This window comes from Lapillicoccus sp. (assembly GCF_025353065.1).
Lineage (GTDB): Bacteria > Actinomycetota > Actinomycetes > Actinomycetales > Dermatophilaceae > Lapillicoccus.
The window spans coordinates 1-8597 of sequence record NZ_JANXRJ010000041.1 but is presented as its reverse complement, the minus strand read 5'-3'; the positions used below and the strand labels follow the sequence as shown (position 1 = coordinate 8597).

The 8597-nt window shown below is 70.7% G+C and carries 7 protein-coding genes; 3 read left to right on the top strand and 4 right to left on the bottom strand.

All coding sequences use genetic code 11. From position 1 onward, the window contains the following. Positions 1-43: 43 nt before the first annotated feature. Together Q0R63_RS03945 and Q0R63_RS03940 are read right to left on the bottom strand one after the other, a co-directional pair. Positions 44-1102, bottom strand: coding sequence for a 2-oxoacid:ferredoxin oxidoreductase subunit beta (locus Q0R63_RS03945; RefSeq protein ID WP_295694316.1), 1059 nt, complete (start codon positions 1100-1102; stop codon positions 44-46). A 17-nt stretch (positions 1103-1119) separates the two neighbouring features. Beyond that, entirely contained in the window at positions 1120-2979 is a 1860-nt protein-coding gene (locus Q0R63_RS03940; protein WP_295694314.1) for a 2-oxoacid:acceptor oxidoreductase subunit alpha, read from the bottom strand. A 165-nt stretch (positions 2980-3144) separates the two neighbouring features. Between Q0R63_RS03940 and Q0R63_RS03935 the strand changes: the two genes are divergently transcribed. Next, positions 3145-4782, top strand: a complete 1638-nt coding sequence (locus Q0R63_RS03935) for an ABC-F family ATP-binding cassette domain-containing protein (protein ID WP_295694311.1) — start codon at positions 3145-3147, stop codon at positions 4780-4782. A 21-nt stretch (positions 4783-4803) separates the two neighbouring features. Here Q0R63_RS03935 and ligD read toward each other — a convergent pair whose 3' ends face one another. Continuing rightward, a complete protein-coding gene (ligD, locus tag Q0R63_RS03930) occupies positions 4804-5778 on the bottom strand; it encodes a non-homologous end-joining DNA ligase (protein WP_295694306.1) in 975 nt (324 codons plus the stop codon). Positions 5779-5832: 54 nt separating this feature from the next. Between ligD and trpS the strand changes: the two genes are divergently transcribed. Beyond that, positions 5833-6870 carry a tryptophan--tRNA ligase gene (trpS, locus tag Q0R63_RS03925; protein ID WP_295694303.1) on the top strand — a complete coding sequence of 346 codons (1038 nt, stop codon included), beginning with the start codon at positions 5833-5835 and terminating at the stop codon, positions 6868-6870. Between the two features lie 25 nt (positions 6871-6895). Here trpS and Q0R63_RS03920 read toward each other — a convergent pair whose 3' ends face one another. Next, positions 6896-7645 carry a class I SAM-dependent methyltransferase gene (locus tag Q0R63_RS03920; protein WP_295694299.1) on the bottom strand — a complete coding sequence of 250 codons (750 nt, stop codon included), beginning with the start codon at positions 7643-7645 and terminating at the stop codon, positions 6896-6898. 263 nt (positions 7646-7908) lie between these two features. Here Q0R63_RS03920 and Q0R63_RS03915 point away from each other — a divergent pair. Continuing rightward, the coding region (locus tag Q0R63_RS03915; RefSeq protein WP_295694296.1) for a cation transporter at positions 7909-8597 on the top strand (689 nt) is incomplete at its 3' end.

Below are 8597 nucleotides of genomic sequence, written 5' to 3'. Positions count from 1 at the left end.
GTACACCACGACCTCAGCGCCAGACCACGACCTGACGCTGGGGTCACGCGCTCACGGTCCAGGAGTCCTTGCCGGTGAGCAGCTCGTCGAGGTCGGCATCGGAGGCGGCGCCCCCCAGACCTTCGACCGAAGCGTCGACCTGGTCGCGCACGAGGTCGTCGTAGGTCGGCCGGTCCACGTCGCGGAAGATGCCCATCGGCACGTGTGCGAGGGTCGGGTCGATGAGCCGCGAGATGGCGAAGGCCTGCGACGGGTCCTCGGCATGCACGTCGTGCCGCACGATCCGCGCCGGGTCGGCGTCGGCCCGGTCGACGACGGTCAGCGACCCGGCCTCGCCCCGGACGACCACCGTGTCACCGGCGGAGATCTCCTCGCCGTCGACGAGATGGAGGATGCGGGTGGCCGCCTGCTCGCGATCCTTGAGCACCGCGAAGACGCCGTCGTTGAAGATCGGGCAGTTCTGGTAGATCTCGACGAGCGACGTGCCGCGGTGGGCGGTCGCCGCGCGCAGCACCTCCGTCAGGTGCTTGCGGTCGGAGTCCATCGACCGCGCCACGAAGGTCGCCTCGGCGCCGAGGGCCAGACTCACGGGGTTGAACGGGTTGTCCACCGAGCCCATCGGGGTCGACTTGGTGATCGACCCGACTTGGGAGGTGGGGGAGTACTGACCCTTGGTGAGGCCGTAGATCTCGTTGTTGAACAACAGGATCGTGAGGTTGACGTTGCGGCGCAGCGCGTGGATCAGGTGGTTGCCGCCGATCGACAGGGCGTCGCCGTCGCCGGTCACGACGAAGACCGAGAGGTCGCGTCGCGAGGTCGCGAGGCCCGTCGCGATGGCCGGTGCCCGCCCGTGGATCGAGTGCATGCCATAGGTGTCGAGGTAGTAGGGGAAGCGTGACGAGCAGCCGATGCCCGAGACGAAGACGATGTTCTCGCGCTTGAGGCCGAGCTCGGGCAGGAACCCCTGCATCGTCGCGAGGATGGCGTAGTCGCCGCAGCCCGGGCACCAGCGCACCTCCTGGTCGGAGGTGAACTCCTTCTTGGTCTGGGCCGGTGCGTCCTCGGCGAGGAGAGGGACCCCCGCCAAGCCGCGACCCGGCATACCGAGCTCGATGGTGCTCACGCGTTGACCGCCTTCAGGATGACGTCCGCCAGCGCGGAGGAGGGGAACGGAAGTCCGCGGACCGCCGTGTGGGACTGGATGTCGACGAGGTAGCGCGCCCGCAGCAGGAGCGCGAGCTGGCCGAGGTTCATCTCGGGCAGGATGACCCGGTCGTAGGCCTGCAGGACCTCGCCGGTGTTGGGCGGGAAGGGGTTGAGGTGGCGCAGGTGCGCCCGCGCGACGTGGTGGCCCTGCAGCCGCAGGTCGCGCACCGCCGCGGCAATCGGCCCGTAGGTCGAACCCCAGCCGAGGACAAGGACTTTCGCGTCCGCCGACGGGTCGTCGACCTCGAGCGGCGGGATCGTGTCGGCGATGCCGTCGATCTTGGCCTGCCGCAGCCGGACCATGAGGTCGTGGTTGTCGGGGTCGTAGGAGATGTTGCCGGTGACGTCGGCCTTCTCGATGCCGCCGACCCGGTGCTCGAGGCCCGCGGTGCCGGGGACGGCCCACGGGCGGGCCAGCGTCTCCGGATCGCGAAGGTAGGGGTGGAAGACCGGATCGCCCTTGTCATCAACGGCGTTCGGCTCGGTGGTGTAGGCCACGCGCTGCCCCGGGAGGTCGGCGATCGACGGGATCGCCCACGGCTCGGAGCCGTTGGCGAGGTAGCCGTCGGAGAGGACGATGACGGGGGTGCGGTAGGTCGTGGCGATCCGTACCGCCTCGAGGGCGATGTCGAAGCAGTCGCCGGGGGACTGAGGAGCGACCACCGCGACGGGCGACTCGCCGTTGCGCCCGAACATGGCCTGCAGGAGGTCGGCCTGCTCGGTCTTGGTCGGCAGGCCGGTCGACGGACCACCGCGCTGGATGTCGCAGACGATGAGCGGCAGCTCGAGCGAGACGGCCAGGCCGATCGTCTCGGCCTTGAGCGCGAGGCCCGGGCCGGACGTCGTCGTCACGCCGAGGGCACCACCGAACGCCGCACCGAGCGCCGCTCCGACACCGGCGATCTCGTCCTCGGCCTGGATCGTCGTGACGCCGAAGCGCTTGAGCCCGGAGAGGGTGTGGAGGATGTCGGACGCCGGCGTGATGGGGTAGGACCCGAGGACGAGCGGCAGCCCGGTCTTGTGGGACGCGGTGACGAGGCCGTAGGAGAGGGCGATGTTGCCGGTGATGTTGCGGTAGCGACCGGGCTTCATCGGCGCCGGACCGACCTCGTAGCGGACCGCGAACTCCTCGGTCGTCTCCCCGTAGTTGACCCCCGCGCGCAGGGCGAGGAGGTTGGCGTGAAGGAGGTCTGGCTTGCCGCCGAACTTCAGCGCGAGGAAGCGCTCGGTCGACTGGGTCGGCCGGGTGTAGAGCCAGGACAGCAGCCCGAGCGCGAACATGTTCTTCGCGCGCTCCTTGTCCTTGCGGCTGAGCTCGGTGCCGGCGAGCGCCTCGACGGTGATCGAGGTCAGCGCGACGGGGTGCACGGCATACGACTCGAGGGTGCCGTCATCGAGCGGCGAGACGGCATAGCCGACCTTCGCGAGGTTGCGCTTCGTGAACTCGTCGGTGTCGACGATGATCGTCGCGCCGCGGGGCAGGTCAGCGAGGTTGGCCTTGAGCGCTGCGGGGTTCATCGCGACGAGGACATCGGGCTCGTCGCCCGGCGTCAGCACGTCGTGGTCGGCGAAGTGGAGCTGGAAGCTCGAGACGCCGGGCAGGGTGCCCTGGGGCGCGCGGATCTCGGCCGGGAAGTTGGGGAGGGTCGACAGGTCGTTGCCGAGGATCGCCGCGTCCGTCGTGAAACGGTCGCCGGTCAGCTGCATACCGTCACCGGAGTCCCCGGCAAAGCGGATGACGACTCGATCGAGCTGTTGGATGGTGGCAGTCATGCCCTGAATCACCATTACTACACGTCGCTGGTGGCCACACTGGTTGGCCCTTCAACTTTCATCGTATGCCGGATGCTCATCGCGCGCGGGGGACCCCCTGCCGTGAGTCGGGGGATCCCGGGGACGGTCGCGGAGTTGGTGTCCCCGCCCCCCTATGCTGACGCCGTGAGCGCGACCCTCGTGGCCAAGGGTCTGTCCGGTGGACACGGCCACCGCACCCTCTTCGAGGGGCTCGACCTGACCGTCGCCCCGGGCGATGTCGTCGGCGTGGTCGGTGCCAACGGCGCCGGCAAGACGACCCTGTTGCGGCTGCTCGCCGGCGCCGCCATCCCGCTCGCGGGCACGGTGACCACGACGCCGTCCGACGCCTTCGTCGGCTGGCTGCCGCAGGAGCACGAGCGGGTGCCGGGGGAGCGGGTGCGGGACTACGTCGCGCGTCGCACCGGCGCCGCCGACGCGACCGCGGAGATGGAGGCGACGGCCGCAGAGCTCGGCTCGGACGTCGTGGGGGCCGACGATGCGTATGCCGCGGCGCTCGACCACTGGCTGGCCAGCGGCGCGCCCGACCTCGACGACCGGATGCCCGCGGTCCTCGCCGAGCTCGGTCTGGAGGTGGGTCCCGACGCCCTGATGACCTCTCTCTCGGGCGGGCAGGCCGCCCGGGCGGCGCTGGCCTCACTCGTACTGAGCCGCTTCGACGTCGTGCTGCTCGACGAGCCGACCAACGACCTCGACCTGGCGGGCCTCGAGCGGCTGGAGAGGTTCGTCGAGGGACTGCGCGGGGGAGTCGTGCTCGTCTCGCACGACCGGGAGTTCCTCTCGCGCTGCGTGACCCGCATCGTCGAACTCGATCTCGCCCAGCACGCGGTGTCGGTGCACGACGGCGGCTACGAGTCGTTCCTCGCCGAGCGCGAGGTGGCCCGGTGGCACGCCCGCGAGGCCTACGACGAGTTCGCGGGCACGAAGGCCGACCTGCAGGCGCGCGCCCGCACCCAGCGCGAGTGGAGCAGCAAGGGCGTGCGCAACGCGATGAAGAAGAGTCCCGACAACGACAAGATGCGCCGCGCGGCGGCCACCGACTCGTCGGAGAAGCAGGCCCGCAAGGTGCGGCAGATGGAGTCGCGGATCGCCCGGCTCGACGAGGTCGAGGAGCCGCGCAAGGAATGGGTGCTGCAGTTCTCCATCGCTGCCGCACCGCGGTCGAGCTCCGTCGTGGCGAGCCTCTCCGACGCGTCGCTGCGGCGCGGCGACTTCGCCTTCGGGCCGGCGTCCTTGCAGGTCGAGGCCCGCGAGCGGATCGGCATCACCGGCCCCAACGGCGCCGGGAAGTCGACGCTGCTGCACCTGCTCCTCGGCCGGCTCGCGCCGGACACGGGGCGGGCTGGCCTCGGCGCGAGCGTCGCGGTGGGCGAGATCGACCAGGCGCGAACGGGGTTGCGGGAGGACCTCTCGCTGGGGGACGCCTTCGGCGAGGCCCTGCCGGATCTCGCGCCGGCCGAGCGGCGCACGCTGCTGGCCAAGTTCGGCTTGACGGCCGACCAGGTCGGCGCCCTCGTGGGGGCCCTGTCGCCCGGCGAGCGCACCCGGGCGGCGATGGCGCTGCTGCAGGCCCGCGGGGTCAACCTCCTCGTGCTCGACGAGCCGACCAACCACCTCGACCTGCCCGCGATCGAACAGCTGGAGCAGGCGCTCGAGGCCTACGACGGCGCGCTGCTGCTCGTCTCGCACGACCGGCGGCTGCTGGAGAACGTGCGTCTCGACGAGCGGTGGCACGTCGAGGCCGGCCGGGTGACGACGGGCTGATGACGGACTGAGCCGCGCCGCTCACTCGGCGTCGGGCGGCGTCTCCTCGCCGGCGCGTGCGTCGCGCTCGGCCCACTCGAGCAGGGTGTCGAGCCGGTATGCCGCGTCGTCGATGCCCGCCATCAGGTCGCCCTTCGCGGCATACCGGGCGGGGACGGTGGCGATGGTGAAGTCCAGCGGCACGGCGTCGTCGATCTCGCTCCACTCGAGCGGGGTCGAGACGGTGCCGTCGGGGACGCCGCGCACGGAGTAGGCGCTGGCGATGGTGTGGTCGCGGGCGTTCTGGTTGTAGTCGACGAAAACCGTTGCGGGATCACGGTCCTTGCGCCACCAGGTGGTCGTGACGTCGCCGCCGGCCCGGCGCTCGACCTCGCGGGCGAAGGCGAGGGCGGCGCGGCGCACGTCCTGGAACCCCCACTCCGGCACGATGCGGACGTAGACGTGCAGGCCGTGGCCGCCGGAGGTCTTGGGGTAGCCCGTGACGTCGAGCTCGTCGAGCACCTCGTGGGCGACGTGGGCGACGCGGCGGACGGTGGCGAAGTCGCACTCGGGCATGGGGTCGAGGTCGATGCGCCACTCGTCGGGGCTCTCGGTGTCGGCGCGGCGGGAGTTCCAGGGGTGGAACTCGACGGTCGACATCTGGACCGCCCAGATGACCGAGGCGAGCTCGGTGACGCACAGCTCGTCGGCGGTCCGGTTCCATCGGGGGAAGGTGACGCGCACGGTCTCGAGCCACGGGGGAGCACCGGGCGGGACGCGCTTCTGGTGCACCTTGTCGCCGGCGAGGCCCTCGGGGAAGCGGTGCATCATGCAGGGCCGCTCGCGCAGCGCGGTGACGATGCCGTCGCCGACGCTGAGGTAGTAGTTGACGAGATCGAGCTTGGTCCAGCCGGTCTGGGGGAAGTAGACGCGGTCGGGGTTGCTCACCCGCACCGTGCGGTCGCCGACCTCGAGCTCGATCGCGGGTGACGACGGTTTCCGCGTCCTGGGCACCATGCGTCCCAACCTAACCGTCCGGACCCGGTCGTCGGACCTGAGAGGATTCCTGCCATGTCCGACGCCACCACCAGCCCGACGCCGAGCCCCGCCCACCAGCCGCGCATCCTCTCCGGCATGCAGCCGACGAGCGACTCGCTGCACCTCGGCAACTACATCGGCGCACTGGTCAACTGGGTCAGCCTCCAGGACGACTTCGAGACCTACTACTTCGTCGCGGACCTCCACGCCCTCACCGTCCCGACCGAGCCGGCCGTGCTGCGCCACCGCAGCCGGGTGACGGCGGCGCAGTACGTCGCCGGTGGGGTCGACCCCGTGCGCTCGGCGCTCTTCCTGCAGAGCCACATCGGCCAGCACGCCGAGCTCGGCTGGGTGATGAGCTGCCTCACCGGGTTCGGTGAGGCGAGCCGGATGACGCAGTTCAAGGACAAGACGAGCAAGGGCCAGACCGCCAACGTCGGTCTCTTCACCTACCCCATGCTGATGGCGGCGGACATCCTCATGTACGACGCGGCCAAGGTGCCGGTCGGCGAGGACCAGCGCCAGCACCTCGAGATCACCCGCGACCTCGCCGAGCGCTTCAACACCCGCTTCGGGCCGACCTTCGTCGTGCCCGAGCCACACATCCTCAAGGCGACGGCCAAGATCATGGACCTGTCCGACCCGACCTCGAAGATGTCCGGCTCGACCTCGCCGGACGCCGGTCTCCTGCTGCTCAGCGACGACCCCAAGCGGCTGACCAAGAAGCTCCGGTCGGCCGTCACGGACACCGAGCGCGAGATTCGCTACGACCCGGAGCGCAAGGCCGGCGTCTCCAACCTGCTCGTCATCCACAGCGCGCTCTCGGGGACAGCGGTGCCCGACCTCGAGACACACTTCGAGGGCAAGGGCTACGGGGACCTCAAGGCCGAGGTGGCCGAAGTCGTGGTCGAGGCTGTTGCCCCGTTCCAGACGCGGATGGCCGAGCTGCTCGCCGACCCCGCCGAGCTCGACCGCATCGTCGCGTCCGGTGCCGAGCGGGCGCGGGTCGTGGCCGACACCACGATGGCGCGGGTCCGCGACAGGGTCGGCCTGCTCGCCCCGCTGGTCTGAGTCACGACCGGAGTCGCCACGAGGATCACGCGGGTTTGCGCGCGACGGCCATGTAGCCGAGGCTGGCGGCCCGGGACGATCGGGTCATGCGGTAGCTCACCCGGGACCGGACGAGGTCCTGCGGCCCGGCCAGCAGCGCCCGCACCACTCTGTTGTCGATCAGGGCTCCGAGCCTCCCCAGTCGCCTGGCCGAGAGCATGAGGCCCTGACCGAAGCCGCCGATCAGGTAGTGGGCCACCAGCAGGCCCGGACCGCCTTGCGCAGCAAGGGTGTCGACCTCGAGGCCATGCCGCGTCAGCAGCGACCGGAGACCCCAGTGCGTCGTCCGCCAGAAGTCGTAGGGCGCCTCGTGGGTGGGGTAGAGGAACGGCGCGGTGATGATCAGCCGCCCACCCGGCCGCAGGATCCTGGCGATCTCGCTGATCGCGGCCTCGGCGTCATCGACGTGCTCCAGGACGCTGGTGCACAGCACCGTGTCGAACGTCGCGGAGGCGAAGGGCAGTGGGGCCGCCAAGGACAGGACGTCGAGTCCGGGGGCGGGCGCCACGTCGATGGCGACGCAGCGTTCGGCCAGGTGGGCGTACCACGGCCGGAACGGCTGGTTGCCGGCCCCCAGATCGAGCAGGAGGCCCGAGACGGAGCCAGCGTTGTCGGCCAGCCATCTGCCGACGACGGCGCCCGGCAGCAGCGAGAGGGTGGAGGCCCGATCCGAGTAGGGCACGCCGTCGACCAGGTGCACGTGCCCCTGGCGGTGCCGTATCCGTTGATCCTCCACGCCACACTCCATCCGGTCTCGTTCTCGGCCACCGCATGGAGCTCGAGGGTGCCCGCGTGGGTCCGGCGCCGGTAGCCGGGTGACGCCGCCAGACCTCGCGATCAGGCTCGATCTCCGCCAAGCACCGTCGCACCCTATCCCGGCGAGCCCCACCGCATGGTCGCGTCCGGCGGTCGGGACCTTTGCCCCTGAACCCGCTGCCCGTAGGGTGCGACCTTGACGCAAGGGCCGAGGCGGTCCCGTCGGAACACGCGGAGGGCGTCATGCGAGCGAGTGCCGGAGTCACGCAGCTCGGGGAGTCACGCAGCGCCGTGATGGAGCTCGACGGGATGCAGTGGGCGACCCAGAAGAATGCCGTGGAGGCGGGGTTGGGCCGCCGACCGGGGGTGCGGTCCGTGGAGGCGAACCCCGTTGCCCAGACCGTGACGGTGGTCTACGACCCGTCCACCACCAGTGTGGAGACACTCGCTGGGTGGGTCAACGACTGTGGGTATCACTGCCGAGGTGAGTCGGTGCCGGATCACGTCTGCGCGTCTGCCGGCGCCGATGATGCGGGGCACGACACGGGCTCGATGGCAGGGGCCGAGGACCGGACGGGTAGCCCGGCGGACGTGATGGGTCATGGCGGTCACGGTGAGATGTCGATGGCGGGGATGGTCCGCGACGTGCGCAACCGGTTCCTGGTGGCGGTGGTGCTCGGGGTCGTGATCACGCTGTGGTCCCGGATCGGGCGGGATGTCTTCGGCTTCACGGTCCCGGCGCCGTTCGGGTTGCGCGACGACGTGTTCCAGCTGGTCGTGAGCCTGCCGGTGATCTTCTACTCGGCGCAGGTGTTCTTCGTCGGCGCGGTCCGGGCGCTGCGGGCCCGGACCCTGGACATGATGGTCCTCGTCGCGGTGGCCGTGGGCACCGGCTGGGTGTATTCGGTCGGGGTGACCCTCACCGGCGGCGG